The organism is Pseudomonas sp. TR47, from assembly GCF_044143025.1.
Lineage (GTDB): Bacteria > Pseudomonadota > Gammaproteobacteria > Pseudomonadales > Pseudomonadaceae > Aquipseudomonas > Aquipseudomonas putida_E.
Genome location: NZ_JBHFCS010000001.1, coordinates 203115 through 228893 on the forward strand (window position 1 = coordinate 203115; position 25779 = coordinate 228893).

The following is a 25779-nucleotide window of genomic DNA, read 5'->3' on the forward strand; positions in this document are numbered from 1 at the left end:
TCCGACTCACTGGCTGGCTTCGAGATAACGACGTTCCACTTCGGCCCAGTCAATTACGTTGTAGAAAGCCCCAATGTATTCCGGGCGACGGTTCTGGTACTTCAAGTAGTAGGCGTGCTCCCACACATCCAGGCCGAGGATCGGTGTGTTGCCATGCATCAGTGGGCTGTCTTGGTTGCCGCTGCTTTCCACCACGAGTTTCTGCTCAGGGGTCACGCTGAGCCAGGCCCAGCCGCTGCCGAAGCGGGTCAGCGCAGCTTTGGTGAAAGCTTCCTTGAACGCCTCGAAACCACCCAGTTCAGCCTCGATGGCCTTGGCCACCAGGCCCTGTGGCTGGCCCCCGCCTGTGGGCGACATGACCTTCCAGAACAGCGAATGGTTGGCGTGACCACCCCCATGGTTGGTCACCGCGCCTCGCAGGTTCTCCGGCAACTGCTTGACCGCAGCAACCAGCTTTTCAACCGGCCATTCAGCCCACTCGGTACCTTCGACCGCGGCGTTGAGGCCGTTGACGTAGGTCTGGTGGTGCTTGGTGTGGTGGATTTCCATGGTCTGGGTATCGATGTTCGGTTCCAGCGCATCGTAGGCATAGGGCAATGCAGGCAAGGTATGAGGCATATCAATGGATTCCGTAAGCTTGGGTTGTGGGCGGCAGGTCCGGCTGGGCAGCCAGTTCACTGGCCAAGGGCGCCTGGCGATCGAGCAGACGCTCGGTGCGCGGATACTGGCCGTACTCGGCAATGAAGCTCAGCAATTGGGTGTAAGTGCGCCCGCTGTGGCGCAGCGCGGCATCACGCAGCGCCTGCGGCAAACGCGCTTGCTGGCTGGCCTGGAGCAGGCGCTGGTGAGCGGCGCACAGGTAGTCGGCGCTCTCCTGCGGCTGGTTCAGGCGCAGGTGCAGGTCGGCCAGGTTGTGATGGGCGACGACGAACGCCGCCACCGCTTCGTCGACGTCATGCCAGCGCTCCAATAGCACCTGGGCCAGAGCCAGGGCTTGCAGGTAGAGTTCCCGGGCATCGACGAGCTCGCCCTGTTCGAACAGGCGATTGGCGGCCTCGGTGGTGCGTTTCCAGTGCTGCATGACACGTCTCCTGGGCGATGACGCGGGTCAGATGCCCCCAGCGGTGAGTTTTTCCGGGTCCAGCAGCGCCTCGAGCTGATCGCGCGACAGGTCGGTATGCTCCAGCGCCACGTCGATGATCGGCCGGCCCTGCTTGTAGGCGGTCTTGGCGATCTCGGCGGCCTTGAGATAGCCGATGATCGGGTTCAGCGCGGTGACCAGGATCGGGTTGCGCGCCAGGGCTTCCTTGAGCTTGTTCTCGTTGACCTTGAAGCTGGCGATGGCCTTGTCGGCCAGCAGGCGGCTGGCATTGGCCATCAGCTCGATGCTCTCCAGCAGGTTGCGGGCAATCACCGGCAGCATCACGTTGAGCTCGAAGTTGCCCGACTGGCCGGCAACGGCGATGGTCGCGTCGTTGCCGATCACCTGGGCGGCAACCATGGCGGTGGCTTCCGGGATCACCGGGTTGACCTTGCCCGGCATGATCGAGGAGCCAGGCTGCAGGCCTTGCAGTTCGATTTCACCGAGGCCGGCGAGCGGGCCGGAGTTCATCCAGCGCAGGTCGTTGGCGATTTTCATGAGTGCCACGGCTGTGGTCTTGAGCTGGCCGGACAGCGCCACGGCGTTGTCCTGGGAGCCGATCAGGGCGAACAGGTTCGGTCCTTGGGTGAACTCGACCTGGGTGAGGCCGCTCAGCTGACGGGCAAAGCCTGCGGCGAACTGCGGGTGGGCGTTGATCCCGGTGCCCACGGCAGTGCCACCCTGGGCCAGGGCCTGCAGGCTCGGCAGGGTCGCTTCGATATGCGCCTTGGCGCCGTTGATCTGTGCCGCCCAGCCATCGAGCACCTGGCTCATGCGCACCGGCATGGCATCCATCAGGTGGGTACGGCCAGTCTTCACGTACTGATGCACCTGCACCGATTTGGCTTCGATCACCTGAGCCAGGTGAGCCAGGGCGGGCAGCAACTGCTCATGCAGCGCCAGTGCGGCACTGACGTGGATGGTGGTCGGGATGATGTCGTTGCTGCTCTGGCCACAGTTGACGTGGTCGTTGGCATTGACCTGCTCACCGAGCAGGCGGCTGGCCAAGGTGGCGATCACCTCGTTGGCATTCATGTTCGAGCTGGTGCCGGAGCCAGTCTGGTACACGTCCACCGGGAAGTGCTGGATGAAGTCCTCGGCAAGCAGTTGCTCGACCGCCTTGACGATGGCTTGGCCCTGGGCGGCGGAAATCTGCTCAAGCTCGATGTTGGCCTTGGCTGCCGCAGCCTTGGCCAGCAGCAGGGCACGAATGAACTGGGCCGGCATACGCTGACCGCTGATCGGGAAATTGTCGACCGCGCGCTGGGTCTGGGCGCCGTACAGGGCCTGGGCCGGCACTTGCAGTTCACCCATGCTGTCACGCTCGATACGGGTATCACTCATCATCAAATCCTTGCATCAGTTCATCGGGGGAAATGGACGGCAGCAACCGGCAATTGGCCAGTTGCAGAGCGTAGGGTTGCCAGCGCTGGTTCTGTTCGCGGCGGTCCAGGTTGCGCAGTTCAAGCAGAGGGCGCCAGGCCTGGTCCAGGCACTGGCAACGCCAATGCCATGGCAGCATGCGATCGCAAGCGGTATCCAGCAGCAGGCGGAAGGAAGTCAGAGCCACCGTCCATGGCGAGGTATCCGTGCAGCACACCAGGTAGCGGCCTTCGGCAAGGTAGTGCTCGATCAGGCGCGGCTCGTCGGGTTCGAGCGCGCAGCGGATGCGCCGGCTGAGCCAGCGCCAGTTTTCCAGGTAGGGCAGTTCGCGCAGGACAGGTTTCATGAACATCATCACCAAAGCTTTGGGTAATGATATTCATTATTAAATGATAAACGTAATCACTTCAAGCGCGGATTGAGCAAATAAAAACCCGGCACAGTGGCCGGGTTTTTAGGTTTTGCTTAACGCTCAAGCAACTCAGCTACCTGCAACGGTCATCCGCTCGATCAACACCGAGCCCGTGTGAATATTGCTGCGGGTTTCAAGATCGCTGCCAATCGCGACAATCTGCTGGAACATGTCCTTCATGTTGCCGGCAATCGTCACTTCCTGCACCGCATGCTGGATCTCGCCATTCTCAACCCAGAAACCTGCGGCACCCCGTGAGTAGTCGCCCGTGACCATGTTCAGGCCATGGCCCATCAGCTCAGTCACCAGCAAACCGCGCCCCATGCGCCGGATGAGTGCTGCCTGATCTTCGATGCCATGGGTGACATACAGGTTATGCACGCCACCGGAGTTGGCCGTGCTTGGCAAGCCGAGCTTGCGGCCGGAATAGGTGCCCAGCAGGTAAGACACCAGCTCCCCTTTATCGACAAACGGCTTGGCATAAGTCGCCAGGCCATCACCGTCGAATGCCGCGCTGCCAAGGGCACGCGGAATATGCGGGCGCTCGTCCAGCGTCAGCCAGCTGGGGAACAGACGCTGGCCAATGGCACCATCGAGGAACGACGACTTGCGGTACAGGTTGCCACCAGAAATGGCCGACAGGAAGCTGCCGAACAGACCACCCGCCAGCTCGGCGGAGAACAGCACCGGCACTTCGCATGTCTTGACCGGACGCGCACCGAGTCGGCTGGCTGCTCGCTGTGCCGCGCGCTGGCCAATGCTGCGCGGGTCGGCCAACAGGTGGCCCTGGCGGTTGACGTCATACCAGTAATCACGCTGCATCTGGCCTTCACCTTCAGCGATCATCACGCAGCTCAGGCTGTGCCGGGTCGATGCGTAGCCACCGATGAAGCCATGGCTGTTGCCATATACACGGCAGCCCTGGTGGGTATTGAGGGTGGTGCCATCGGCGTTGAGAATGCGCGGGTCAGCGTCAAACGCCGCAGCCTCGCAGGCCAGCGCCATCTCGATGGCTTTCTCGGGCTCCAGATCCCAGTCATGGTAAAGGTCCAGGTCAGGGATCTCGCGCGCCATCAGTGCCGCATCAGCCAGCCCCGAGCACTCGTCTTCGGAGGTGTGCCTGGCAATGGCCAGGGCGGCGGCAACGGTTTCGCGAATAGCCTCCGGCCCACTGGCCGAGGTGCTGGCCGAGCCCTTGCGCTGGCCGACATAGAGGGTGATGCCAAAGCCTTGGTCGCGGTTGAACTCTACCGTCTCGACCTCACGCTGGCGCACCGTGGTGGACAAGCCCTGCTCCAGCGATACTGCCACTTCGCAGGCGCTGGCACCCTGCCGGCTCGCCTCGGCGATGATCGCTTCGACCTGCTCCTGCAATGCTGGCAGGTCCTTGGGGCCTACGCTCTGGACTGCACTCATGGTTTTCTCCACTCAAATTCTGCGTTCGGCGAGGGTCATTCTACGACCGGGCCGGACAAGCGGCCCCCGGGTGGTTATCATGGCGGCAATTTCTATGCCTTGTACGAAAAGTGCCTGCGCGGCGACTTTTCATAAAACTTAAACGGACTGCCACCATGGTTGATTCATACGACGACGCCTTCGACGGCGAAAAAAGCAAAACCCAGATCAAGCGCGAGTTGCATGCGCTGGTCGAACTCGGCGAACGCCTGACCACGGTCAAGGCCGATACCCTGGCGCGCCTGCCGTTGACCGACGAGCTGCGCAAAGCCTTGGCCGAAGCCTGCAAGCACACCGCCCATGGCGCACGCAAACGGCATATGTCGTTCGTCGGCAAACTGATGCGCGACCAGGACCTGGACGCCATCCACGCGGTGCTCGAGCAGATCGACAGCTCCAGCCGCCAGTACAACGAACGCTTCCACAACCTGGAGCGCTGGCGGGACCGCCTGATCGACGGTAACGACGAGGACCTTGAACGCTTCGTCAACGAATACCCCGACACCGACCGTCAGCAACTGCGTTCGCTGATCCGTCACGCTCAGCACGAAAAGGCGCGGAACAAGCCGCCTGCCGCTGCGCGCAAGGTCTTCAAGTACATCCGCGACCTCGACGAACTTCAGCGCGGCCTGCGCTGAGCCCCGCCACCTGGGGCTGCCCTGCAGCCCCGGGGCATGCATCACGCGCCGGTACCACCGACGGTGATCGCGTCCAGCTTCAAGGTCGGCTGGCCAACCCCTACCGGCACCGATTGCCCATCCTTGCCGCACGTGCCCACACCGCTGTCCAACGCAAGATCGTTACCCACCATCGACACTCGGCTCATGGCCTCGGGCCCGTTGCCGATCAGCGTCGCGCCCTTGACCGGCGCGGTGATTTTCCCGTCTTCGATCAGATAGGCTTCGCTGGTGGAGAACACGAACTTGCCGCTGGTGATGTCCACCTGGCCACCGCCAAGATTGGCGCAGTAGATGCCTTTCTTCACCGAGGCGATGATTTCCTGCGGGTCGCTTTCGCCGGCACGCATGTAGGTGTTGGTCATGCGTGGCATCGGCAGATGGGCATAGGATTCCCGGCGGCCGTTACCGGTCACGGCCATCCCCATCAGGCGTGCATTGAGTTTGTCCTGCATGTAGCCCTTGAGCACGCCGTTCTCGATCAGCGTGGTGCATTCGGTCGGCGTACCTTCGTCGTCGACACTCAGCGAGCCTCGGCGGCCCTCGAGGGTGCCGTCGTCTACGATAGTGCACAGGCTCGAAGCCACCTTCTCGCCGATCCGGCCACTGAACGCCGAACTGCCCTTACGGTTGAAGTCGCCTTCCAGGCCGTGACCGACCGCTTCATGCAACAGCACACCCGACCAACCAGAACCCAGCACCACCGGCAAGGTCCCAGCTGGCGCAGGAATGGCCTCCAGGTTCACCAAGGCCTGGCGCAGCGCCTCACGGGCATAACCCATGACCCGTTCCTCGGTGAAGAAGCGGTAGTCGGTACGCCCGCCGCCGCCCTGCCCGCCCCGTTCGCGCCGACCATTTTGCTCGACGATGACACTGACGTTGAAGCGCACCAGCGGCCGTACGTCAGCGGCCAGGCTGCCGTCGGCCGCAGCAATCAGAATGCGCTCCCAAACCCCGGCCATGCTCACGCTGACCTGCTGGATACGCGGGTCGAGCGCCCGCGTGGCGGCATCGACACGTTTGAGCAGCTCGACCTTTTCAGCACGGCTGAGCACATCCAGCGGGTTGTCCGGGGCATACAGGGCCGTCACGTCCTGGCTGCGGAACGCCTGGACAGTGCCATTCTGGCCGGCGCGGGAAATCGAACGCGCCGCACGGGCTGCCGAAGTCAGAGCCTCGAGGTTGATCGCGTTGCTGTAGGCGAAACCGGTTTTCTCACCCGACTGGGCACGCACGCCCACGCCCTGGTCAAGGTTGAAGCTGCCCTCTTTGACAATGCCGTCCTCCAGCGCCCAGGTTTCCGAGATCTGGCCCTGGAAGTACAGGTCGGCGGCGTCGATGCCCGGCCCGGCCAACTCGCCCAGTACAGCCTGCAGGCTGTCCAGGGTCAGTCCGCCTGGGGCCAGGAGCTGCTCGCTGACGGTGGATAACATCTGGCTCATAGTCACTCCGAGGTGTGCGCAGGCCGCAAGGCGTCCTGCGAAAAAAAGCGCCGGTGCGAGGCAACCGGCATGCGCGCCCGAATGGACGCTTGTTCATCACTGTCGCGCTCGGCGAGCAATACCGCTTCGCCCTGCGCCTGTTCGGCGACGATCCGCCCCCAGGGGTCGACGATCGCCGCGTGCCCATAGGTCTCCCGCGGGCCTGGATGGGTACCGCCCTGTGCTGCGGCCAGCACATAGCACTGTGTTTCGATCGCCCGGGCACGAATCAGCACTTCCCAGTGCGCCGCGCCTGTGACCGCAGTAAATGCCGCAGGTGCCGTGATCAGTTGCGCGCCGGCACTGCGCAGCGCGCTGTAGAGTTCCGGGAAACGCAGGTCGTAGCAGACGCTCAAGCCAAGGCGCCCTGCCGGCGTGTCGGCCACCACCACTTGCGCGCCATGGGCATAGTCGTCGGATTCACGGTAACGGCCGCGGTTATCGGCCACGTCCACATCGAACAGGTGCAGCTTGTCGTAGCGCGCCACCACCTCGCCGTGCTCGTCGATCAAAAGCGAGCAGGCATGCGCCTTGGCATCAGGCTGATCGGTAGGTGGCAGCGGCAAGGTGCCGGCAACAATCCATAATCTGAGGTCGCGGGCCGTGCGTTTCAACCAGGGCAGTATCGGCCCCTCACCCAGCGCCTCGGCCCGGCCGAGCGCAGCGGCGTCCTTGCGCCCCATGGCGGCGAAATTTTCTGGCAGCACCGCCAGCCTCGCGCCGCCGAATGCCGCCTGTTCCAGCAAGGTACCCGCACGCTGCAAGTTGGCCAGCACATCGTCCTGGCTGACCATCTGGATGACCGCTACCTTCATGGGCACTCCTGGCACTACTTGTTGAACGGTTTCACAAAGGTGATTCTAGGCTCTTTCCACGGCCCTTCGATGCGATAGTGCACGCTGGCGAAGCGCGATACCCGGTCACCGATCAGCCTATCGACCAGAAACAGCGCCCCACCGACCGCCGGTGCGCCGACGATCAGCGCGGCCAGCGGCAGGTTGTTGGTCACTGGCAGGGAGACCTGCAGGTTGGCGTCGACCCGGTCGCGAACGAGGTCCAGCGTACCGTCGAGCTCGAAGTTGCTCGAAGGCCCGGTCACGCTGATCGGCTCGCGGGTCACGTAGACGCCGTCACTGGCTACCAGCAAGCCTTTTACCCGGTCATAGGCCAGGCCCTTGTCGAACAGGTCGGAGAAGTCCAGGCGCAGACGCCGGCCGATGGAGTTGAAGTTGAGCAGGCCGAACACCCGCAAGGCTTGCGCGCCGCCCTCCACTTCGACGAACTGCCCTGTGCGCAACGCCGCATCCATGCTGCCCGAGAAGCGCTTGAGGCCGACCCAGGCTGGCGAACCGGGCCAGCGGCCATCCACATCCAGACGGAAGTCTCGACTGGTCACGGTAGGCGCGAAGCCCCAGGCCTTGAGCACGTCGGCCAGGTTCTTGCCATCCAGGCGGCCCTTGTACCAACTGCTGGTGGCGCCACTGTCACCTTCCCAGCCGCCCCGGCCGTCGATGTGCAGGCCTTTGAAGACGAGGTCGATATCCTGAGCTGCCACCCCTCGAGCGGTCGGGCGCAGTTTCAGCGCCAGGTTGCCGTACAGGTCGTCGCCGCGGTACAGCTTGTCGATGGTCAGGTCCAGTGCCGGTACCTTGCGTGGGTCGAACGAGGCCAGCGGGTCAGGGCCTTCCTCGGCCTGTGCTTGCGCCGGGTCCGCTGGTGGCAGGCGCAAGGTCTGCAGGCGCACGGTCATCGGTGCGCCCTTGGCATCGGGTAAACGTGCATTGCCGATGACTTCCTTGCTGTCCAGGCGCAGATCCCACGCTGGGCCTCCCCGGGCCAGACGCACGACCGCCTGGTTCAGGTCCATGCCAAGGGCCTTCAACTGGCCGATGCTCAGGTCTACGCTCTGCAGAGTCCGCCGGGCACTTGCGCCAGGGTCGTCGCCACTCATCTGCGTCATCTGCGCCTGCCAGGGCGCCAGGTCCAGGCTCTCGAGGCGCCCCCGTACACGCAGGCCCTGCCCAGCTGGCACCTGCGCCTGCCCTGCCCCCAGCAGCAGTTCGCCGCGACCTTGCGCCAGGTTTTGGCTGGGCGCGGCATAGGCAAAGCGGGCAAGGTCGGCGTAGGCAGCATCCAGACGCCGCTCAGGCCCCTGCAGGCTCATGCTGAATCGGCTCTCACGGGTATCTGCTGCGGCCTTGCCGAACGGCGCAGGCAAATCGATTGCAAGGCCTTTGAGCGACGAATTCACGCTCAGACTGTTGTCGCGGCTGCCAAGGTTGAGTTGCAATTGATAGGGCAGGTCACCGGACGCCGGCAAGGGCTGCTTGAACTGCAGCCAGTCGGTCAAGGCCCGGAGCGCCACGTGGCCATTCGCGCTGATACGCGTCTGCATCTGCCCAGGCTGGCCCCCGGCGGTTATCTGCGCGGTCACCGGCTTGCCAAATGCCTGCAGGGCGATGTTCTTCCCGCTCAGCCCCTTGTCGAGATCGAAACTGAAATCGCCCTTGAGTCGGCTCAGCTCCAGGCTTGGCGGCGCAACCTTGAGGCGTGCATCGGAGGTGGCAAAGTCGACCTGTACCTTCGGGCGTTGTCCTCGGGCCAGGGGGATGTCGAGCTTGAGCTTGCCCTTGAGCGGCCCCTCGCCCTCCCATCCTGCGAAAATTTCGCCCGTGCCGATAGGCGCTTCCTTGAGAATCCTCAGACCATCGCCGAGGCTGCCGTCGAAATTGCCATCAAGGTACAGGCGGCTTTGCTCGGCACCCTCCACATGGGGAATGTTGACACTGACGTCACTTACCTGGGTGTCCAGCAACAGGCCTTTATGGGCCTTGATGCGCACGCCACTGTCCTCGATCAGCACATCGCCATCGACGTTTTGCACCTGTGGCCAGCCAGGCTGGAAGTTCAGGGCGGCGTCGTGCACCTTGAAGAACAGGCTGATGCTGCGCGATTCGGGGCTGGCACCGTGGTTCAGCGAACCTTGGTACTGGAAGTAGCCTTCATCGACGTTGCCCTTGACGATGGCACTGCGCAGCCACTCATCGAGCGCCGGGCTGAGTACTTCAGGCAGGTATTTGGCGGTGTAGCGCCCATCGCCCTCGGTCAGGCCTACGCGCAGGTCCATATAGCTCTCGCTGCCTTCATTGAACAGCAGGCGAATCAGGAAATCCCCGGCGATCTTGCCCTCTTCGCCCAGCACTTTCAGGTAGGGGGCAGCCAAGGTAAAACCCTCTTTGTCGAGGGTATAGGTCAAACGGGCGTTGGCTTTCTGATAATGCCAAGGTTTGGCGAAGATCGGATACAGATGCAACATGAAAGCGTCGGTATCCAGGCGCAGCTCGCCATGGCCCAGGTCTCCGCTGATGCTGCCGCTGACATTGCCGGCAGCGGGTGCGCCGTGGTAGGCGTCAAAACCCACTTTTTCCAGATTGGCAGCGAACTGCAGCCGTTGATCACCCTCGGCCTTGGGCCGCAAGTCGAGGCGCAAGTTGCGCACGGCACCGGTCACATTCAGCGCATCGACCGCAGTCATGAATTTTTCAGGCAGTGGCGCCAGTGCATCTATCAAAGGCGTCAGCGGCGCAAGGTCAAGGCGGTCGGCCTGTACCTGCCAGCTTTCCCCACCGGGTTCCTCACCTGCGCGCTGACGCACCTGCAGCTTCGACTCCCAGCGAGCCTTGCCGATGTTGGCAGCCAGTGAATCGACAACCACATCGAACCCTTGCTCGCGACGCTGGAACCAGGCCGAGACCGCCAGGTTATCCAGTGTCACCGCCTGGCGCTGGGCATAGGCGCCGCGCAACTGAGGGGCATTGAGGCGGACCACCGCCTGCTGCAACCGGCCCTCGCCCCAGTCAACCCAGAACTCACCACCGGCGCGCAGGGCTTGGGCCTGCCACTGGCCGAGCAGGCGTGGCGGCAGCCAACGCGCCCAGTCGCTCTGCGGCAGGCTCAGGTAAGCCTCTGCCTTACCATCGCGCCAGGCCTGGGGCGTTACCCGGCTGCGCAGGTTCAGTGCCAACGGCTGGCCATCAGGCAGGGTCGCACGCAGGTCCAGCGCCTGGCGTGAAGCGCCGGCCTGCAGGCCAAGGCTGACATAGGTAAGAGTCAACGGGTCACGCTGCCAGGGCTGCAGGGTGACCTGGCTGTCGAATACGTCGATACGGCCCAACTGTTGCAGACGCTGCAGCACCTCGGCCGGGTCCAGCGGCGCGTCGTCCTTTTGCGGTAAGCCTTCAAGCGCCCAACCGCCCTGCTCGTTCTCACGCAGGATCAGTTGCAGGCCCGCCAACTGGATATGCGCCAGGCGTACTTCGCGGGCAGTGAGGCTGGCCCAGAGGTCCGGCACCAGCTTGACGTCATCCAGGCGCAACGCCGAAGCGCCCTCGCCCAACTGCAGGTCACGAACCCGCAGCACCGGCGCCAGGCCACTCCAGCGCCCTTCAAGCGCCCCCACATGCACCGGCATGCCCAACGCCTGCTCGGCCTTGCTTTCAAGGTCGGCGCGGTATTCGGCCACCAGTGGCACCAGCTCCCGGCCGAGGCTGACATAGAGCGCCACCAACACAGCCAGCAGGGCGCAGATGCCCAGCCCCCAACGGGTCAAGGCGACAAGAACGCGGGTCAGACGTCCCATGGCCAAGGCCCTCCAGGTCGTTTATCCATGATGGCTCGAAGCAGCGGTTTTGCCAGCCCGAGCACCTTGGGCTGGGTATCAGAAAGCCTCAGAGCAGCACCACATCGTACTGCTCCTGCGAGTACATCGACTCGACCTGGAAGCGAATGGTTCGACCGATGAACGTTTCCAGCTCGGCCACGTTGCCGGACTCTTCATCGAGCAAGCGGTCGACCACCTTCTGGTTGGCCAGCACCCGATAGCCTTCTGCCTGATAGGCGCGGGCTTCACGAAGGATCTCGCGGAAAATTTCGTAACAGATAGTTTCCGGGGTTTTCAGCTTGCCACGCCCCTGGCAGGCGGTGCACGGTTCGCACAGTACCTGCTCCAGGCTCTCACGCGTGCGCTTGCGGGTCATCTGTACCAGGCCCAGCTCGGTGATGCCGATGATGTTGGTCTTGGCATGGTCACGTTCGAGCTGTTTCTCCAGCGTACGCAGCACCTGGCGTTGATGGTCCTCATCCTCCATGTCGATGAAGTCGATGATGATGATCCCGCCAATGTTGCGCAGGCGCAGCTGCCGGGCGATTGCCGTGGCCGCTTCGAGGTTGGTCTTGAAAATGGTCTCTTCGAGGTTGCGGTGGCCGACGAAGGCGCCGGTGTTGACATCGATGGTAGTCATTGCCTCGGCGGGGTCGACCACCAGATAGCCGCCGGACTTGAGCGGCACCTTGCGATCCAGTGCGCGCTGGATTTCGTCCTCGACGCCGTACAGGTCGAAGATCGGCCGCTCACCCGGGTAGTGCTCCAGGCGGTCGGCGATCTCCGGCATCAGTTCGGCAACGAACTGCGTGGTTTTCTGGAAGGTTTCCCGTGAGTCGATGCGAATCTTCTCGATCTTGGGGTTGACCAGGTCACGCAGTGTGCGCAAGGCCAGGCCAAGATCCTCGTAGATGACCGTCGGCGCGCCGCAGGTCTGGATCTGGCTGCCAATCTGCTCCCAAAGGCGGCGCAGGTAGCGGATGTCCTGCAGGATCTCTTCGGCCCGTGCGCCCTCGGCAGCAGTGCGCAGGATGAAACCGCCGGCGTTCTTGATGTCTTCGCTGTCCATGCAGTCACTGACCACCTGCTTGAGGCGATCACGTTCGGCTTCGTCTTCGATCTTCAGGGAAATGCCGACATGGCTGCTGCGCGGCATGTACACCAGGTAACGCGACGGTATGGACAGCTGGGTGGTCAGCCGTGCGCCCTTGCTACCGATGGGGTCCTTGGTCACCTGCACCACCAGGGCCTGGCCTTCGTGTACCAGTGCGGTGATGGTCTCCACGGCAGAACCTTCGCGCTGGGAAATCTCCGAGGCATGAATGAACGCGGCGCGCTCCAGGCCGATATCGACGAACGCCGCCTGCATGCCTGGCAGCACCCGCACCACTTTGCCCTTGTAGATATTGCCGACGATGCCGCGACGCTGGGTGCGCTCGACGTGCACTTCCTGCAGCACCCCGTTTTCCACCACCGCCACACGCGACTCCATCGGGGTGATGTTGATCAGGATCTCTTCACTCATGGCAGGCTCTCGTCAAAGGTCTTCGGTAATCATGGATCGCGGGCGCCGGGCTGGCTACTGCTGCTTTGTTACCTCAGGAGAAAGCGCCGGCACCTGCCAGCAGGCGATACCGAATTGGGCGAGCAGCTCGGCCGTCTCGCTCAGGGGCAGGCCGACTACCGCCGAATAGCTGCCCTGAAGGCCGGTCACGAATACCGCCCCCAGGCCCTGGATGGCATAACCGCCAGCTTTATCCACTGGCTCGCCACTGGCCCAATAGCGCTGTGCTTCTTGCGGGTCGATGGCGCGAAAACATACGTTGCTGGTGACGCAGACACTCAGGCAGCACTGGCCATCGCTCAGCGCCACCGCCGTCAACACCTGATGTTCGCGCCCTGCCAGGTCGGCCAGCATGGCCAAGGCATCTTCACGGTTTTCCGGTTTGCCGAGAATACGACCATCGAGCACCACCGCAGTGTCTGCGCCGAGCACCACGGCCGGGCCGGCAAGACTGGCAAGGCCAGCCTCGGCCTTGCTCCGGGCCAGGCGTTCGACATACGCCACGGCGCTTTCGTCTGGCAGCGGGGTTTCATCGATGGGGGCGCTGGTGACGGTGAACGGCACGCCGATCTGGGCCAGCAATTCACGACGACGGGGCGAGCCGGAGGCCAGGTAAAGTGGTTTCATGCAGACATCTCCCTGTCGGTGGCGGCGGCGCCGTCAGTTGATATGCAAACGCCGGCGCAGATCACGCAGGGCGAAGCTGATCCACGGCCAGAGCAAGGCGCTGATGACCGCCGACCAGACCAGCGCCAGCGTCGGCAAACGATTGCCGGTGAGCGCACTGAGCCACAACTGGATCAGCTGGGCGATACCGAAGATCACCAGGATTACCAGGCTCTGCTGCCACATCGGGAACATGCGCAGACGCTGCTGCAGCGACAGCACCAGGAAGGTGATCAGGGTCAGGACCAGGGCATTCTGCCCGAGCAGCGTGCCGTACAGCACGTCCTCGGCCAGGCCCAGCACGAACGCAGTGGTCATGCCGACCTTGTTCGGGACCATGAGCGTCCAGAACGACACCAGCATCGCCAGCCACATGGGCCGGAACACCTCGAGAAACGGTGGCATGGGCGAGACGCTGAGTAGCAGGCCAATGGCGAAGGTCAGCCAGATGACCCACCCGTGGTTACGGCGCGTTTTGGCCATCATTGCCTCCGAGGCTGGGCGGGTGCCGCAGGCGCTGCGGCAGGGCTGGCGGGTGCCGGGGCCGGTGCTGAAGCGGCCGGGGCCGGTACCGCTGTGGCAGGTACCGCGGGCGTGGCCGGGGCCGGCGCTGCCGCTGCAGGCGTGCCGGGGGCAGCCTGTTCGCCATTGGCACCAGGCTGAGCAGGGTTCGCTGCGCCCTTGCGGTCCGCCTCTTCCTGGGCGAGCGCCGCGTCGGTGGCACGCTGCTCCGGAGAACGCCGGTCGCTGAACACCAGCAGCATGTAGCGGCTGCGGTTGAGTGCGGCGGTAGGAATGGCGCGAACGATGGCGAACGGCTGGCCGGAGTCATGGATCACTTCGTTGACCGTGGCAACCGGGTAGCCGGCCGGGAAGCGCTGGCCCATGCCGGAGCTCACCAGCAAGTCGCCTTCCTTGATGTCAGCCGTGTCGGCAACATGACGCAGCTCCAGACGCTCCGGGTTGCCAGTACCGCTGGCAATCGCGCGCAGGCCGTTACGGTTGACCTGTACCGGGATGCTGTGGGTGGTGTCGGTCAGCAGCAACACTCGTGCGGTGTAGGGCATCAGCTCGACCACCTGGCCCATCAGGCCGCGGGCATCGAGCACCGGCTGGCCAAGGAACACACCGTCGCGCTCGCCTTTGTTGATCAGGATACGGTGGGTGAACGGGTTGGGGTCGACGCCGATCAGCTCAGCCACCTCGACCTTCTCGTTGACCAGTGCAGAGGAGTTGAGCAACTCGCGCAGGCGCACGTTCTGCTCGGTCAGGGCCGCCAGCTTCTGCAGGCGCCCCTGCAGCAGCAGGGCTTCGGTCTTGAGTTTCTCGTTTTCCGCGATCAGTTCGTTACGGCTGCCGAACTGGCCCGCCACGCCTTGCCACATCCGCTGAGGCAAGTCGGTGATCCAGTACGATTCCATCAGTACCAGGCCCATCTGGCTGCGCACGGGCTTGAGCAGGTCAAAGCGCGCATCGACCACCATCAGCGCGACCGAAAGCACCACCAGTACGAGCAGGCGCACGCCCAGCGAAGGGCCCTTGGAGAAAAGCGGTTTAATGGGCCGTTCCTCGTGGACGACTCAGGAAGTCATTGGACATGGGACAACGCACCAGCCTGGTTGCGGGTTGACGGAAGCGGCGCCCCAACGGACGCCAGCCCAACGCATACAGGTAGCACTGCGCGTGCCACCTGTAAACCGGGCGCTCGATCACTCGCTGGAGAGCAGGTCCATCGCGTGCTTGTCCATCATCTCCAGGGCGCGACCGCCGCCACGGGCCACGCAGGTCAGCGGGTCCTCGGCAACGATCACCGGCAAGCCGGTTTCCTGGGCCAGCAGCTTGTCGAGGTCGCGCAGCAGCGCGCCACCACCGGTCAGCACCAGGCCACGCTCGGCGATGTCGGAGGCCAGCTCCGGCGGAGACTGCTCCAGGGCGCTCTTGACGGCCTGAACGATGGTCGCCAGCGACTCCTGCAGGGCTTCGAGCACTTCGTTGGAGTTCAGGGTGAAGGCACGTGGCACGCCTTCGGCCAGGTTGCGGCCGCGCACGTCGACTTCACGCACTTCGCCGCCCGGGTAGGCGGTACCGATTTCCTGCTTGATGCGTTCGGCAGTGGATTCGCCGATCAGGCTGCCGTAGTTGCGGCGCACATAGGTGACGATGGCCTCGTCGAAGCGGTCGCCGCCAACGCGGACAGACTCGGCGTAGACCACGCCATTGAGCGAGATCAGGGCGATTTCAGTGGTACCACCACCGATATCGACGACCATCGAGCCACGGGCTTCTTCGACCGGCAGGCCCGCACCGATGGCAGCGGCCATTGGTTCTTCGATCAGGAACACTTCACGGGCACCGGCACCCAGAGCCGATTCGCGAATGGCGCGGCGCTCTACCTGGGTCGACTTGCACGGCACGCAGATCAGCACGCGAGGGCTGGGCTGCAGGAAGCTGTTTTCGTGAACCTTGTTGATGAAGTACTGCAACATTTTTTCACAAACGCTGAAGTCGGCGATGACGCCGTCCTTCATCGGACGAATGGCAGCAATGTTGCCGGGCGTACGGCCCAGCATGCGTTTGGCTTCGGTACCGACGGCGACGACGCTTTTCTGGTTGCCGTGGGTACGGATGGCAACTACCGAGGGCTCATTCAGGACGATACCGCGCTCACGCACGTAGATAAGGGTGTTGGCAGTACCCAGGTCGATGGAGAGATCGCTGGAAAACATGCCACGCAGTTTCTTGAACATGGGAAAGTGACCCTGGGGAAAGCGTGGGTAAAAAAGTGCGGCAAACTCTAACAATGGCAGGGATTTTGGGCAAGGAGCCAATATGTTAAATTGGTCGTTTTTCCGAGCACGCCAGCAGATGATCGCGGCCGTATGACCGCCAGAATGCCGACATGTTCCTCATCACGGACCTTATTCCGTTCTTTGTTTCCCCTGGAGATACCCATGGCGCTTGAACGCTGCGACGTGGAAAAGATCGCCCATCTGGCCCGCCTGGGCCTGAATGAAGGCGAACTGCCACGCATTACCGATGCACTGAACAGCATTCTCGGGCTGGTCGACCAGATGCAAGCGGTCGACACCACCGGCATCGAGCCCCTGGCCCACCCCCTGGAGGCCAGCCAGCGCCTGCGTCCCGACCAGGTCACCGAAAGCAACCAGCGCGATGCCTACCAAGCCATCGCACCAAAGACCGAAAGCGGTCTGTACCTGGTTCCCAAAGTCATCGAGTAAGGGATAGTGCCTGCCATGCATCAATTGACCCTGGCCGAGATCGCCCGCGGGCTCGCCGACAAGTCGTTTTCCTCCGAAGAGCTGACCGGCGCCCTGCTGGCGCGCATCCAGCAGCTCGACCCGCAACTCAACAGCTTCATCAGCGTCACCGAGGATCTGGCCCTGGGCCAGGCCCGTGCCGCCGACGCCCGTCGCGCCGCCGGTGAGACCGGCGCACTGCTGGGCGCCCCTATCGCCCACAAGGACCTGTTCTGCACCAACGGCGTACGCACCAGCTGCGGCTCGAAGATGCTCGACAACTTCAAGGCGCCGTATGACGCCACCGTGGTCGCCAAGCTGGCCGAGGCCGGCATGGTCACCCTGGGCAAGACCAACATGGACGAATTCGCCATGGGGTCTGCCAACGAATCCAGCCACTATGGCGCGGTGAAAAACCCCTGGAACCTCGAGCACGTGCCAGGCGGCTCGTCCGGCGGCTCCGCTGCGGCCGTGGCTGCCCGCCTGCTGCCGGCGACCACCGGCACCGATACCGGCGGCTCGATCCGACAGCCGGCAGCACTGACCAACCTCACAGGCCTAAAACCGACGTACGGTCGCGTTTCGCGCTGGGGCATGATCGCCTATGCCTCCAGCCTCGACCAGGGTGGCCCGCTGGCCCGCACCGCCGAAGACTGCGCGCTGCTGCTGCAAGGCATGGCCGGTTTCGACGCCAAGGACTCCACCAGCATTGACGAGCCGGTGCCGGACTACAGCGCCAACCTGAATGCCTCGCTGCAAGGCCTGCGCATCGGCCTGCCGAAAGAGTACTTCGGCGCCGGCCTCGACCCGCGCATCGCCGAACTGGTCCAGGCCAGCGTCAAGGAGCTGGAAAAGCTCGGCGCAGTGGTCAAGGAAATCAGCCTGCCGAACATGCAGCACGCAATCCCTGCGTACTACGTGATCGCGCCGGCCGAAGCCTCTTCCAACCTGTCGCGATTCGACGGCGTGCGCTTCGGCTACCGCTGCGACGCCCCCAAAGACCTGACCGACCTGTACAAGCGCTCCCGTGGCGAAGGCTTCGGTGCCGAAGTCCAGCGCCGCATCATGGTCGGTACCTACGCCCTGTCGGCTGGCTACTACGACGCCTACTACGTCAAGGCGCAGCAGATCCGCCGCCTGATCAAGAACGACTTCATGGCCGCCTTCGAAGGCGTCGACCTGATCCTTGGCCCGACCACGCCCAACCCGGCCTGGAAGCTCGGCGCCAAGAGCAGCGACCCGGTCGCGGCATACCTTGAAGACGTCTACACCATCACCGCCAACCTGGCGGGCCTGCCGGGCCTGTCGATGCCAGCCGGCTTCGTCGATGGTCTGCCGGTCGGCGTACAGCTGCTGGCCCCGTACTTCCAGGAAGGCCGCCTGCTCAATGTCGCGCACCGCTACCAGCAGGTCACCGACTGGCACACCCGCGCCCCCAACGGCTTCTGAGGAATTCACACATGCAATGGGAAGTTGTGATCGGGCTGGAAATCCATACCCAGCTGGCCACCCAGTCGAAGATCTTTTCCGGCAGCGCCACCACCTTCGGCTCCGAGCCGAACACCCAGGCGAGCCTGGTTGACCTTGGCATGCCCGGCGTACTGCCGGTGCTGAACCAGGAAGCCGTGCGCATGGCCTGCATGTTCGGCCTGGCGATCGATGCCCAGATCGGCAAGCGCAACGTGTTCGCGCGCAAGAACTACTTCTACCCCGACCTGCCCAAGGGCTATCAGATCAGCCAGATGGACTTGCCGATCGTGGGCAAGGGCCACCTGGACATCGCCCTGGAAGACGGCACCATCAAACGCATCGGCGTAACCCGCGCGCACCTGGAAGAAGACGCCGGCAAGAGCCTGCACGAAGACTTCAGCGGCTCCACCGGTATCGACCTGAACCGTGCCGGCACCCCGCTGCTGGAAATCGTCTCCGAACCGGACATGCGCAGTGCCAAGGAGGCCGTGGCCTACGTCAAGGCGATCCACGCGCTGGTGCGCTACCTGGGCATCTGCGACGGCAACATGGCTGAAGGCTCGCTGCGCTGCGACTGCAACGTCTCGATCCGGCCCAAAGGCCAGGCCGAGTTCGGCACCCGCTGCGAGATCAAGAACGTCAACTCGTTCCGCTTCATCGAGCGCGCGATCAACAGCGAAATCCAGCGCCAGATCGACCTGATCGAAGATGGCGGCAAGGTGGTTCAGGAAACCCGCCTGTACGACCCGAACAAGGACGAGACCCGCTCCATGCGCAGCAAGGAGGAAGCCAACGACTACCGTTACTTCCCCGACCCGGACCTGCTGCCGGTGGTGATCGAGGACAGTTTCCTCGAAACCATCCGTGCCGGTTTGCCGGAGCTGCCACCGCAGAAAGTCGAGCGCTTCCAGAGCCAGTATGGCCTGTCGGCCTACGACGCCAACGTGCTGGCCTCCAGCCGTGAGCAGGCGGACTACTTCGAGCAGGTGGTGAAGATTGGCGGCGACGCCAAACTGGCAGCCAACTGGGTCATGGTCGAACTGGGCAGCCTGCTGAACAAGCTGGGTATCGAGATCGACCAGGCACCGGTCAGTGCCGAGCAGCTCGGTGGCATGCTGCTGCGTATCCGCGACAACACCATCAGCGGCAAGATCGCCAAGACCGTGTTCGAGGCCATGGCCGCCGGTGAAGGCGATGCCGACAGCATCATCGAGAGCAAAGGCCTGAAACAGGTCACCGATACCGGCGCGATCGACAAGATGCTCGATGAAGTGCTTGCTGCCAACGCCGAGCAGGTCGAACAGTACCGCGCCGCCGATGAAGCCAAGCGCGGCAAGATGTTCGGCTTCTTCGTCGGCCAGGCGATGAAAGCCTCCAAGGGCAAGGCCAACCCGGGGCAAGTGAACCAATTGCTCAAGGCCAAGCTCGAAGGGTGAGCTTTGTAGGAGCGGCCTCGTGTCGCGAAAGGGCTGCAAAGCAGCCCCAAAGGCTTATGCAGTGACCTGGCCATGGGGCCGCACTGCGGCCCTTTCGCGACACAAGGCGGCTCCTACAGCCACCGCGCCGCCAAGCGCGCCCAATGGCAGCACCGGAGCATCACCTTGCTAAAAAGATCCATCGCCACCCTGGCCCTGTTTTCCCTGTTGGCCGGCTGCGCCAGCCACGACATCGACCCCCGTGGCTATAACCAGACCAGCACCGCCTCCTATTACGGCGCCCGCCACCACGGCAAACGCACCGCCAGCGGCGAAGCCTTCAACCAGCACGGCCTGACCGCCGCGCATCGCAGCCTGCCCTTCGGCACCCGGGTACTGGTCACCAACCTCGCCAACCAACGCAGCGTGGTGGTCCGCATCAACGACCGCGGCCCGCACACACGCGGCCGGCTGATCGACCTGTCGCGCGCTGCAGCAGAAAAAATCGGCATGATCCGTAGCGGAACGGCGCGCGTGCGGGTACAAGGTCTAAGCGACTGACGCAACGGAGTTCCAACCATTTTCGACCTGGCCACCCTCCCCACCTTCAGCCTCCTGCAACTGGGCATAGCCTTGCTGTTGCTGGTGGCCGGCGCCGAACTGCTGGTGCGAGCCGCCCTTCGCCTGGCACAGCGTGTACACGTACGGCCGCTGATCATTGGCCTGAGCCTGGTGGCATTCGGCAGTACGGCGCCACAGCTGACCGTCAGCCTGCAGGCCGCCTATCAGGGCGCGCCCGATGTGGCCGTGGGCAGCGTGATCGGCAGTAACATCTTCAATGTTCTGGTGATCCTTGGCCTGGCTGCATTGATCATCCCGCTACGCGTGTCCCGCCAACTGGTGCGCCTGGACATTCCACTGATGATCCTCGCCAGCGCACTGGTCTATGCGCTGGCCGCCAACGGCCATCTGGGGCGCGTGGAAGGGCTGGTGCTGCTATCAGGCCTCGTGGGGTATCTGGTCATGCTCTGGCACCAGTCGCGCCACTATGCCCGCACTTACCCTGCACCGCGTGCGCTGGCCAGCAGCGCCGGGCGCTTCTGGACCGGCACACTGCTGCAAGTGGCGTTCGGCTTCGGCCTGCTCAGCCTGGCCGGCCACTTGCTGCTGGAAGCGGCGGTCGAAGTCGCGACCGACCTGGGCTTGTCTGAACGCATCATCGGCTTGACCGTTGTCGCGGTGTGCACGTCACTGCCCGAACTGGCTGCGGCGCTGATTGCCGCCCTGCGAGGGGAACGGGAGATCGCCGTGGGCACGGTGATCGGCAGCAACCTGTTCAATCTGCTGGCGGTGCTAGGCCTGACCGCACTGACTACACCCGAGCCGCTGACCATATCGCCAAACGCACTGGGCTTCGACCTTCCGGTAATGCTCGGCGTCGCGGCGCTGAGCCTGCCAGTGTTCTACTCCGGGTACCGGATTACCCGGGCCGAAGGGCTGGTATTACTTGGCCTTTACCTGGTCTACGGGTTGCACGTGGTGGCGTTCACCATCGGCATGCCGCTGGCCGGCCGCCTGGAACGGCTGATGCTCTTCTACGTTCTGCCAGTGCTCGGCCTGGTGCTGTTGTACACCACTGTGAGGGCCTGGCGGCGGCAGCACTAACGGCGGGAAGGTGGTGTCGCGACGAAGTGCATGGCTTGGGTGGCGCGCCGCACCACTCAAGATATGCACCCTGACTCAAGCCTGCCGGGCTTTCTTCAACCGGAACGCTACCCAAAGCAGCGCAATCCACCCGGGTATCAGCATCACCGAAATACGAATCGGCGGGGTCAGGTACATCACCACCAGAATCAGCACGATAAATGCCAGGCACAGGTAGTTGGTGAACGGGTGCCCCCAGCTCTGGTAGAACGGCTGGATACCTGCCGCCAGCTTGGCCTTGCGGAACTTCAGGTGGGTAATGCTGATGCTCGCCCAGTTGATCACCAGCGCCGACACCGCCAGCGCCATCAGCAGGCCGAATGCATCACCCGGCATCAGGTAGTTGATCACCACGCACATGCCCGTAGCGAAAGCCGACACGCCCAACGCAGTCAGTGGCACACCGCTGCGGCTGACCTTGAGCAGCTGGCGTGGTGCGTCGCCCTGGCTGGCCAGGCCGAACAACATACGGCTGTTGGCGTACACGCAACTGTTGTAGACCGACAGCGCAGCTGTCAGCACCACGATATTGAGAATGGTCGCCACCAGGTCGCTGTCCAGTTCGTGGAAGATCATCACGAACGGGCTGCCACCCTGCACGACCTTCTGCCACGGGTACAGCGACAACAGCACCGCCAGCGCACCGATGTAGAAAATCAGGATGCGGTAAACCACCTGGTTGGTTGCCTTGGGAATGCTCTGGCGCGGGTTGTCCGCTTCCGCGGCCGTGATGCCCACCAGCTCCAGGCCACCAAAGGAGAACATGATCACCGCCAGCGCCATCACCAGCCCGGTGACGCCATTGGGGAAAAACCCGCCGTATTGCCACAGGTTGGCCACACTGGCGTCCGGGCCGCCGTGGCCACTGCTCAGCAGCCACGCGCCGAAACCGATCATGCTGACGATGGCCACCACCTTGACCAGGGCGAACCAGAACTCCATCTCGCCATAGACCTTGACCTGGGTCAGGTTGATCAGGTTGATCACCACGAAGAAGATCGCCGCCGTGGCCCAGGTGGGAAACTCCGGCCACCAGTACTGCACATAGATGCCAACGGCGGTGAGCTCGGCCATACCCACGAGCACATACACCACCCAGTAGTTCCAGCCCGAGACGAAGCCTGCGAACTCACTCCAGTACTGGTGTGCGAAGTGGCTGAAACTGCCGGCTACCGGCTCTTCGACCACCATTTCGCCCAACTGGCGCATGATGAAGAAAGCCATCAGGCCAGCGATGGCATAGCCCAGCAAAACGGAGGGGCCCGCCAGCTGGATGGTCTGGGCGATACCCAGGAACAACCCGGTACCGATGGCACCGCCAAGCGCGATCAGCTGGATATGGCGATTCTTCAGCCCGCGCTGCAACCGCTCGGGCGTGCTCTGGTCTTGCATGAAGTGTCCTTAAGCTCAGGGAGGCAGTGTTTTTGTGAGGTATGCAGTCAAGGATCTAGATCCATCCGCCCCACTGCAAGATGAAAATACCAATATTGGTGGTGATCGCCGCCATTAGCGTAGTGATCACGATGATCGATGCCGCCAGTTCGTGATTGCCGTTGGCTGCCCGTGCCATGACGTAACTGGCCGCCGCAGTGGGGCTGCCGATGTACAGGAACAGAATGCCCAGCTCGGCCCCGCGAAAACCGCAGAGCCAGGCACCGAGCGTGCCGAACAGCGGCAACCAGAGCATCTTCACCAGGCTGGCATCGATGGCCAACTTGCCGCTGTCGCGCAGGGCGTTGAGCGACAGGGTGCCACCGATACAGATCAGCGCCAGCGGCAGGGTCATCTGCGCGAGGTAGTCGCCCGAGGTGAGCAACCAGTTGGGCAGGGGTACCTGCCCGTAGGCCATGGGCGTGGCCAGTAGCACGCTGATGATCAGCGGGTTGCTGAAAATGCTCTTGCAGATGCTCCACGGGTCGGACTTCAGGTCCGGGCTGTATACCGCCAGCACTACGGCTGAAAGCGAGTTGTACAGGAGGATCACCAGGCCTGCGAGCACTGCCCCCAGCGAGATACCGTAGTCCCCGTAAAGGCTGGCGGCCAGGGCCAGGCCGATCACGCCGTTGTTGCCGCGAAACGCACCCTGGGTGTAGATGCCGCGGTCGGCCAGCGGGCTGCGCCAGATTGCCAGGCCCCAGGCCACGGCGAAGCCGACCAGGGTGGCAGCGACGAAATAGAGGATGACACCCGGTTTGATCGCCGTTGCCAGGTCGGCATGGTAGATGCCGAGGAACAACAGCGCAGGCATGCAGACGTTGAACACCAGTTGCGAGGCAACCCGGTTGAAATTGTCGTCGATCAGGTGAATGCGTTTGAGCAGCACGCCCAGGAACAGCATGGCGAAGACGGGCGCCGTGATGTTCAGCGTCTGGATAAGAAGGGCGAGCATGCGCTAGCGATCCTGAAGGGTTGCCGTTAGGGGGCTAATGATACGCCAACGCGTCAGGAGTTGCGGGGATCAGCCGCAATATAAAGAAATTTCTGTTAGGCCCTATCGCCGGCAAGCCGGCTCCCACTGGTCCCCATCAAGCCTGAATACTGTGGAGCACCTGTGGGCCGGCTTGCCGGCGATAGGGCCGGTACTGCCAGGATAAGTTCAGCGCCGCACAGGCCGTTTCTGCAGCTTGCGCTGCAACGTGCGCCGGTGCATGCCCAGCGCCCGCGCGGTAGCGGAGATATTGCCCTCGTGCTCGCTGAGCACGCGCTGGATGTGCTCCCACTGCAAGCGGTCCACCGACATGGGGTTTTCCGGCACCAACGTATCCAGGTCCGTATGCTCCGAGAGCAGTGCCGCCAGCACATCGTCGGCATCGGCCGGTTTGCACAGGTAGTTGCACGCCCCGCGCTTGACCGCCTCGACCGCCGTGGCAATGCTCGAGTAGCCGGTGAGGATCACCACGCGCATTTCCGGGTCCAGCTCCAGCAGCTTGGGCAGCAGCACCAGGCCGGAGTCGCCCTCCATTTTCAAGTCCAGCGTGGCGTAGTCCGGCAGATCATTCTGCGCCAGGACCAGGCCTTCCTCGGCGGAGCTTGCAGTGCTCACGCGGAAACCGCGACGGCTCATGGCACGGGCCATGACCCGCGTGAAGGTGGCATCGTCATCCACCAGCAGCAGGTGCGGCAGCTCTTCGCTTTCGACCTGGTTTTCTTCGCTCATCATTCATCTCCTCGCTTGCCATGGGGCAGGCGCAGTTCGGTCAGGGTGCCACCCTGCTCATGACTATAGAGTTTCACCGAACCGCCCGCACGGGTCACGCTGGCTTTGCTCAAGAACAGGCCCAGGCCGAAGCCTTTGCCTTTGGTGGTAATGAAGGGTTTGCCGATTGCTTCGGCAATGGCCGGCGGCACGCCGGGGCCATGGTCGCGGATGCTGATGACGATGTCCTGGGCGTCCCAGTCCAGGCGTACCTCCAGGTCGTCAGGGCACGCATCGGCGGCATTGTTCAACAAGTTCAGCAGCGCCTGGGTCAGGTCCGGTGGCGGGGTCAGGCGGGGCACCTGGCCGTCGCGCAGACGCTGGAAGCGATAGCTGGCTTCCGGACGCATCAGGTGCCAACGGTTCAGCGCCTCATCGAGCCACTCGGTCACATCCTGCTCCACCATCGCCAGGCGGCGATTGGCTTCGGCGGCACGCACCAGTTGCTGCAGGGTTTCCTTGCACAGCTTGACCTGGTCCTGAAGGATCTGCAGGTCCTCCTGCAACAGCGGGTCGGCGTGGTCCTGGCGCATTTCGTTGAGCAGCACGCTCATGGTCGCCAGCGGCGTACCCAGCTCATGGGCGGCACCGGCGGCCTGGGTGGCCACGGCCAACAATTGTTCGTCGCGCAGGCTTTCTTCGCGCCGTTCGGAGCGCAGTTTTTCCTGGCGGCGCAGCTCTTCGGCCATGCGCGCGGCGAAGAAGGTGATCACCGCAGCCGCCAGCGCGATGCTCAACCACATGCCGTAGACCTGCATCTTGTCCCGCGCCATCGGCAGGCCTTCAAGTGGGTAGAACTGCACCAGCAACAGGCTGTAGGCGGTCAGGGCGATACCCGACAGGATCAGCGAGTAGAGCCAGGGCAAGGTCACGGCGGCAATGGCCAGCGGCACCAGGTAATAGGAGACGAAGGGGTTGGTCGAGCCGCCCGAGTAATAAAGCAGCGCGCTGTGGATCAGCAGGTCGCAGGCCAGCTGCAGCGCGTATTCCAGTTCGGTGACCGGCAGCGACAGGCGCAAGCGCAACGCGGTGAAGGCGCACAGCAGGGACGACAGAGCCAGGGTCGCGGCCAGGGAAAACCACGGCAGCGGCAGCAGTTCGGTCCAGTAGGCAACGCCCACCGAGCCTGCCTGAGCGGCCAGGACCAGAACGCGAATGACAGTCAGGCGCCAGAGGTTCTGGCGGGTAGCGGACAGCGGTTGTGCGGCGGCGAGCATGAGCTCTCCTGATGAGTGCTCCAGGACAATCGGCTGGAGTATACCGAAGGCGCGCGCCCAGCTGCAGCGATGCGGCAAAGC

General features: G+C 63.5%; 23 protein-coding genes. 6 read left to right on the plus strand and 17 right to left on the minus strand.

Annotated elements, in window-relative coordinates:
- Positions 1-6: 6 nt before the first annotated feature.
- The 5 genes from ACEWE8_RS00980 to pmbA form a co-directional block, all read right to left on the minus strand.
- The gene (locus ACEWE8_RS00980; RefSeq protein WP_046784447.1) at positions 7-618 is read right to left on the minus strand and encodes a superoxide dismutase; all 612 of its coding nucleotides are present in this window, start codon (positions 616-618) and stop codon (positions 7-9) included.
- Position 619: 1 nt separating this feature from the next.
- Entirely contained in the window at positions 620-1081 is a 462-nt protein-coding gene (locus ACEWE8_RS00985; RefSeq protein ID WP_046784448.1) for a hypothetical protein, read from the minus strand.
- Between the two features lie 27 nt (positions 1082-1108).
- Positions 1109-2485, minus strand: a complete 1377-nt coding sequence (locus tag ACEWE8_RS00990) for a lyase family protein (protein ID WP_046784449.1) — start codon at positions 2483-2485, stop codon at positions 1109-1111.
- The gene (locus ACEWE8_RS00995) at positions 2478-2879 is read right to left on the minus strand and encodes a FagA protein (protein ID WP_080952054.1); all 402 of its coding nucleotides are present in this window, start codon (positions 2877-2879) and stop codon (positions 2478-2480) included. The genes ACEWE8_RS00990 and ACEWE8_RS00995 overlap by 8 nt, the downstream gene beginning before the upstream one ends.
- A gap of 126 nt (positions 2880-3005) precedes the next feature.
- On the minus strand, positions 3006-4352 hold the full coding sequence (gene pmbA / locus ACEWE8_RS01000) for a metalloprotease PmbA (RefSeq protein WP_046784450.1): 1347 nt from the start codon (positions 4350-4352) through the stop codon (positions 3006-3008).
- Positions 4353-4507: 155 nt separating this feature from the next.
- On the opposite strand from pmbA, the gene yjgA reads away from it, so the two are divergent.
- A complete protein-coding gene (gene yjgA / locus ACEWE8_RS01005; RefSeq protein ID WP_012316086.1) occupies positions 4508-5029 on the plus strand; it encodes a ribosome biogenesis factor YjgA in 522 nt (173 codons plus the stop codon).
- A gap of 41 nt (positions 5030-5070) precedes the next feature.
- Here yjgA and tldD read toward each other — a convergent pair whose 3' ends face one another.
- The 8 genes from tldD to mreB form a co-directional block, all read right to left on the minus strand.
- The gene (gene tldD / locus ACEWE8_RS01010; RefSeq protein WP_012316087.1) at positions 5071-6510 is read right to left on the minus strand and encodes a metalloprotease TldD; all 1440 of its coding nucleotides are present in this window, start codon (positions 6508-6510) and stop codon (positions 5071-5073) included.
- A 2-nt stretch (positions 6511-6512) separates the two neighbouring features.
- Positions 6513-7364, minus strand: a complete 852-nt coding sequence (locus ACEWE8_RS01015; protein WP_046784451.1) for a carbon-nitrogen hydrolase family protein — start codon at positions 7362-7364, stop codon at positions 6513-6515.
- A gap of 14 nt (positions 7365-7378) precedes the next feature.
- Positions 7379-11188 (minus strand): YhdP family protein, encoded by a 3810-nt coding sequence (locus ACEWE8_RS01020; protein ID WP_367903738.1) that lies wholly within the window; start codon positions 11186-11188, stop codon positions 7379-7381.
- Between the two features lie 88 nt (positions 11189-11276).
- Complete coding sequence (gene rng, locus ACEWE8_RS01025; RefSeq protein WP_012316090.1) at positions 11277-12734, minus strand: ribonuclease G; 1458 nt, start codon at positions 12732-12734, stop codon at positions 11277-11279.
- Positions 12735-12788: 54 nt separating this feature from the next.
- Positions 12789-13400 (minus strand): nucleoside triphosphate pyrophosphatase, encoded by a 612-nt coding sequence (locus tag ACEWE8_RS01030; protein WP_046784452.1) that lies wholly within the window; start codon positions 13398-13400, stop codon positions 12789-12791.
- 33 nt (positions 13401-13433) lie between these two features.
- Positions 13434-13922: a rod shape-determining protein MreD gene (gene mreD, locus ACEWE8_RS01035; RefSeq protein ID WP_012316092.1), complete on the minus strand. Its 489-nt coding sequence runs from the start codon at positions 13920-13922 to the stop codon at positions 13434-13436.
- Positions 13922-14998 carry a rod shape-determining protein MreC gene (gene mreC, locus ACEWE8_RS01040; protein ID WP_080952055.1) on the minus strand — a complete coding sequence of 359 codons (1077 nt, stop codon included), beginning with the start codon at positions 14996-14998 and terminating at the stop codon, positions 13922-13924. Before mreC ends, mreD begins: the two co-directional genes overlap by 1 nt.
- 150 nt (positions 14999-15148) lie before the next feature.
- Complete coding sequence (gene mreB / locus ACEWE8_RS01045; protein ID WP_003255163.1) at positions 15149-16186, minus strand: rod shape-determining protein MreB; 1038 nt, start codon at positions 16184-16186, stop codon at positions 15149-15151.
- A 204-nt stretch (positions 16187-16390) separates the two neighbouring features.
- Between mreB and gatC the strand changes: the two genes are divergently transcribed.
- The 5 genes from gatC to ACEWE8_RS01070 all read left to right on the plus strand — a co-directional run bounded on the left by gatC (position 16391) and on the right by ACEWE8_RS01070 (position 21246).
- Positions 16391-16678, plus strand: a complete 288-nt coding sequence (gatC, locus tag ACEWE8_RS01050) for an Asp-tRNA(Asn)/Glu-tRNA(Gln) amidotransferase subunit GatC (protein ID WP_012316094.1) — start codon at positions 16391-16393, stop codon at positions 16676-16678.
- Between the two features lie 15 nt (positions 16679-16693).
- Positions 16694-18145, plus strand: coding sequence for an Asp-tRNA(Asn)/Glu-tRNA(Gln) amidotransferase subunit GatA (gatA, locus tag ACEWE8_RS01055; RefSeq protein WP_046784453.1), 1452 nt, complete (start codon positions 16694-16696; stop codon positions 18143-18145).
- An 11-nt stretch (positions 18146-18156) separates the two neighbouring features.
- Complete coding sequence (gene gatB / locus ACEWE8_RS01060) at positions 18157-19602, plus strand: Asp-tRNA(Asn)/Glu-tRNA(Gln) amidotransferase subunit GatB (RefSeq protein WP_039603446.1); 1446 nt, start codon at positions 18157-18159, stop codon at positions 19600-19602.
- Positions 19603-19767: 165 nt separating this feature from the next.
- Positions 19768-20142 (plus strand): septal ring lytic transglycosylase RlpA family protein, encoded by a 375-nt coding sequence (locus ACEWE8_RS01065; RefSeq protein ID WP_046784671.1) that lies wholly within the window; start codon positions 19768-19770, stop codon positions 20140-20142.
- 60 nt (positions 20143-20202) lie between these two features.
- The gene (locus ACEWE8_RS01070) at positions 20203-21246 is read left to right on the plus strand and encodes a calcium/sodium antiporter (RefSeq protein ID WP_046784454.1); all 1044 of its coding nucleotides are present in this window, start codon (positions 20203-20205) and stop codon (positions 21244-21246) included.
- Between the two features lie 75 nt (positions 21247-21321).
- On the opposite strand, the gene ACEWE8_RS01075 is transcribed toward ACEWE8_RS01070, so the two are convergent.
- The 4 genes from ACEWE8_RS01075 to ACEWE8_RS01090 form a co-directional block, all read right to left on the minus strand.
- Positions 21322-22677, minus strand: coding sequence for an amino acid permease (locus tag ACEWE8_RS01075; protein ID WP_046784455.1), 1356 nt, complete (start codon positions 22675-22677; stop codon positions 21322-21324).
- Positions 22678-22732: 55 nt separating this feature from the next.
- Positions 22733-23674 carry an AEC family transporter gene (locus ACEWE8_RS01080; RefSeq protein ID WP_046784456.1) on the minus strand — a complete coding sequence of 314 codons (942 nt, stop codon included), beginning with the start codon at positions 23672-23674 and terminating at the stop codon, positions 22733-22735.
- A gap of 207 nt (positions 23675-23881) precedes the next feature.
- Positions 23882-24442: a response regulator transcription factor gene (locus tag ACEWE8_RS01085; protein ID WP_039604181.1), complete on the minus strand. Its 561-nt coding sequence runs from the start codon at positions 24440-24442 to the stop codon at positions 23882-23884.
- Positions 24442-25698, minus strand: coding sequence for an ATP-binding protein (locus ACEWE8_RS01090; protein WP_046784457.1), 1257 nt, complete (start codon positions 25696-25698; stop codon positions 24442-24444). Before ACEWE8_RS01090 ends, ACEWE8_RS01085 begins: the two co-directional genes overlap by 1 nt.
- Positions 25699-25779: the final 81 nt, after the last annotated feature.

Coding starts and splice junctions, on each gene's coding strand:
- ACEWE8_RS00995 (WP_080952054.1), bottom strand. CDS start 2,879: ATGATGTTCATGAAACCTGTCCTGCGCGAACTGCCCTACCTGGAAAAC.
- rng (WP_012316090.1), bottom strand. CDS start 12,734: ATGAGTGAAGAGATCCTGATCAACATCACCCCGATGGAGTCGCGTGTG.
- gatB (WP_039603446.1), top strand. CDS start 18,157: ATGCAATGGGAAGTTGTGATCGGGCTGGAAATCCATACCCAGCTGGCC.
- ACEWE8_RS01030 (WP_046784452.1), bottom strand. CDS start 13,400: ATGAAACCACTTTACCTGGCCTCCGGCTCGCCCCGTCGTCGTGAATTG.
- gatC (WP_012316094.1), top strand. CDS start 16,391: ATGGCGCTTGAACGCTGCGACGTGGAAAAGATCGCCCATCTGGCCCGC.
- ACEWE8_RS00990 (WP_046784449.1), bottom strand. CDS start 2,485: ATGAGTGATACCCGTATCGAGCGTGACAGCATGGGTGAACTGCAAGTG.
- yjgA (WP_012316086.1), top strand. CDS start 4,508: ATGGTTGATTCATACGACGACGCCTTCGACGGCGAAAAAAGCAAAACC.
- mreD (WP_012316092.1), bottom strand. CDS start 13,922: ATGGCCAAAACGCGCCGTAACCACGGGTGGGTCATCTGGCTGACCTTC.
- ACEWE8_RS01020 (WP_367903738.1), bottom strand. CDS start 11,188: ATGGGACGTCTGACCCGCGTTCTTGTCGCCTTGACCCGTTGGGGGCTG.
- gatA (WP_046784453.1), top strand. CDS start 16,694: ATGCATCAATTGACCCTGGCCGAGATCGCCCGCGGGCTCGCCGACAAG.
- tldD (WP_012316087.1), bottom strand. CDS start 6,510: ATGAGCCAGATGTTATCCACCGTCAGCGAGCAGCTCCTGGCCCCAGGC.
- ACEWE8_RS01075 (WP_046784455.1), bottom strand. CDS start 22,677: ATGCAAGACCAGAGCACGCCCGAGCGGTTGCAGCGCGGGCTGAAGAAT.
- mreB (WP_003255163.1), bottom strand. CDS start 16,186: ATGTTCAAGAAACTGCGTGGCATGTTTTCCAGCGATCTCTCCATCGAC.
- ACEWE8_RS00980 (WP_046784447.1), bottom strand. CDS start 618: ATGCCTCATACCTTGCCTGCATTGCCCTATGCCTACGATGCGCTGGAA.
- ACEWE8_RS01080 (WP_046784456.1), bottom strand. CDS start 23,674: ATGCTCGCCCTTCTTATCCAGACGCTGAACATCACGGCGCCCGTCTTC.
- ACEWE8_RS00985 (WP_046784448.1), bottom strand. CDS start 1,081: ATGCAGCACTGGAAACGCACCACCGAGGCCGCCAATCGCCTGTTCGAA.
- ACEWE8_RS01090 (WP_046784457.1), bottom strand. CDS start 25,698: ATGCTCGCCGCCGCACAACCGCTGTCCGCTACCCGCCAGAACCTCTGG.
- ACEWE8_RS01015 (WP_046784451.1), bottom strand. CDS start 7,364: ATGAAGGTAGCGGTCATCCAGATGGTCAGCCAGGACGATGTGCTGGCC.
- pmbA (WP_046784450.1), bottom strand. CDS start 4,352: ATGAGTGCAGTCCAGAGCGTAGGCCCCAAGGACCTGCCAGCATTGCAG.
- ACEWE8_RS01085 (WP_039604181.1), bottom strand. CDS start 24,442: ATGAGCGAAGAAAACCAGGTCGAAAGCGAAGAGCTGCCGCACCTGCTG.